Here is a 2,441-nt window from a genome sequence, read left to right on the forward strand (position 1 = left end):
CATCGCGCGGCCCGCGCCTAGAACCGCTCCCCCGCCGGCAGGTAGCGCCACTGCCCCGGCGGCAGGCCTGCCATCGGGATGCGGCCGATGCGGATGCGCCGGAGGGCGGTGAGTTCGAGGCCGACCTGCGCGCACATCCAGCCGATGTCCGCCGGCGCGATGCCCTTCACGGCGAAGCGCAGGCGCGTCTCGCTCTGCCAGCTCACACGCGCCGGGGGTAGCAGCCGCCCGTTCCGGACCAGGCCCTGGCCCAGGCGCGCCAGGCCGTCGGGGGCGATCGCGCCTTTCACTTCGGCGACCAGTTCCTGCTCCACGAAGGCGGCGTCCTCGGTGAGCTTGCGCACGATCCGGAAATCCTGGCTGAAGACGCACAGTCCGCTGGCCTGCGGCGGCAGCGGCAGCAGCACCTCGAGCCCGTGCTGGTGGGCCTTGCTGGGGCGGATGCCCGAGGCATCGCCGCTCCAGCGGCCTGACTCCGCCAGCAGATCCCGCGCGGCTTCGGTGGTCACTCCCACCGGCTTGTGGAGCAGGAACGTGGCCGGCACGGCGGGCTGCAGGCGCGCCTGCGGATCGAGCTCCACGCGCTGGTCCGCGGTGACACGCACCTGCGGCGCGTCGACACGCTGCCCGTCCACGCGCACCCAGCCTTCGGCGATGTACTGCTCCGCCTCGCGGCGCGAGCAAGGCACCAGCGCCGCGACGACCTTGGCGAGGCGCTGTCCTTCGCCCGCCGGCGGCGGCCCTGCGGGTGGGGCGCCCCGCGCCGGCGTCACTTCTTCGGCGCCATGATGCCCATCATCAGGTCCGTATTGAGCTTGGCGATCTGCTGGAGCAAGGCCCACTGGCTGGTCATGAGCTGCGCGAATTGCGGGTTGGTGGGGCTGGCCTGACCCGTCATGGCCAGTTGCGCAGTCGACTGGGCGATCTTCTGTTGTTCTTCCAGGATCTGCTTGACGGACGCGTTGTATTCATCCAGGGTCATGAAGTGCTCCTTGGCGGGTGCTCCGCCGCGGCATCTTAAGCGCGCCGGCCGGGTCGATGGCGCCCGGAACCTGTGAGCAAACGAGGCGCGATGGCGTAACCTGTGGCCCGCCATGCCAGACCTCGCCCACAGCCCCGCTGCCGACCGCAACAAGGAGCCGATCCTCGCGTGCCTGCGAAACCTCCTCGGTGAGCGCGGCACCGCGCTGGAGATCGCGGCGGGAACGGGGCAACATGCCACGTGGTTCGCCGCGGCGCTCGCGGGCTGGACCTGGCAGCCTACCGACGCGGACCCTGCCATGCTGCCGGTGATCGCCGAGCGCGTCGCGCAATCCGGGTTGACGAACGTGCTGCCGCCCGTGCAACTGGACGTGACGGCCCCGCGCTGGCCGTCGTTCGCACGCGAGTTCGACGCGATCTTCTGCGCCAACATGCTGCACATCGCGCCGTGGGCCGCCTGCGTGGGGCTCATGGCCGGCGCTGCCCGGCACCTCGCGCCGGGGGGCGTGCTGATTACTTATGGGCCCTACATCGAGCAGGGCGTGCCGACGGCACCGAGCAATGTCGCCTTCGACGAGAGCCTGCGGGCGCGCGATCCCGCCTGGGGGATTCGCGCGCTGGAGGATGTGGGCGCGGAAGCACGCCGCAACGGGCTCGCGCTGGCGCAACGGCATGCGCTGCCGGCCAACAACCTGCTGCTGGTTTTCAAGGCGGGGGACGGCGGCCCCCGCTGATTCCTGGGTCCCCGCCTGCGCGGGGACGACGGGAAGGCTTCAGTTGAACGCCTGGATGCCCGTGATCGCGCGGCCCAGGATCAGGGCGTGGATGTCGTGCGTGCCTTCGTAGGTGTTCACGACTTCCAGGTTCACCAGGTGGCGCGCGACGCCGAATTCGTCGCTGATGCCGTTGCCGCCCATCATGTCGCGCGCCATGCGGGCGATGTCCAGCGCCTTGCCGCAGTTGTTGCGCTTGAGGATGGAGGTGATCTCCACCGGCGCGTGGCCTTCGTCCTTCATGCGGCCCAGGCGCAGGCAGCCCTGCAGGCCCAGCGAGATCTCGGTGAGCATGTCGGCCAGCTTCTTCTGCACCAGCTGGTTGGCCGCGAGCGGGCGGCCGAACTGCTTGCGATCCAGCACGTACTGGCGCGCGCGATGGAAGCAATCCTCGGCCGCGCCCATGGCGCCCCAGGCGATGCCGTAGCGCGCGGAATTCAGGCAGGTGAATGGGCCCTTCAGGCCGCGCACCTCGGGGAAGGCGTTCTCCTCGGGGCAGAACACCTCGTCCATCACGACCTCGCCGGTGATGGAGGCGCGCAGGCCCACCTTGCCGTGCACGGCCGGGGCGCTGAGGCCCTTCCAGCCCTTTTCCAGCACGAAGCCGCGGATCTGGCCGCCGTCGTCCTTGGCCCAGACCACGAAGACGTCGGCGATCGGGCTGTTGGTGATCCACATCTTGCTGCC

Annotated in this window: 4 protein-coding genes; 1 reads left to right on the forward strand and 3 read right to left on the reverse strand. The window is 70.3% G+C overall.

The window, feature by feature from the left end:
• Window positions 1-17 precede the first annotated feature (17 nt).
• Complete coding sequence (locus VFM98_RS09880; protein ID WP_325109755.1) at window positions 18-773, reverse strand: RNA pseudouridine synthase; 756 nt, start codon at window positions 771-773, stop codon at window positions 18-20.
• Complete coding sequence (locus tag VFM98_RS09885; protein ID WP_325109756.1) at window positions 770-982, reverse strand: hypothetical protein; 213 nt, start codon at window positions 980-982, stop codon at window positions 770-772. The genes VFM98_RS09880 and VFM98_RS09885 overlap by 4 nt, the downstream gene beginning before the upstream one ends.
• A gap of 112 nt (window positions 983-1,094) precedes the next feature.
• Between VFM98_RS09885 and VFM98_RS09890 the strand changes: the two genes are divergently transcribed.
• Window positions 1,095-1,715 (forward strand): DUF938 domain-containing protein, encoded by a 621-nt coding sequence (locus tag VFM98_RS09890; RefSeq protein WP_325109757.1) that lies wholly within the window; start codon window positions 1,095-1,097, stop codon window positions 1,713-1,715.
• Window positions 1,716-1,754: 39 nt separating this feature from the next.
• Here the strand turns inward: VFM98_RS09890 and VFM98_RS09895 are convergent.
• Window positions 1,755-2,441: acyl-CoA dehydrogenase family protein (locus tag VFM98_RS09895; protein WP_325109758.1), on the reverse strand; the 687-nt coding region annotated here is incomplete at its 5' end.

Source organism: Ramlibacter sp. (assembly GCF_035706265.1).
Classification (GTDB): Bacteria; Pseudomonadota; Gammaproteobacteria; order Burkholderiales; family Burkholderiaceae_C; genus Ramlibacter.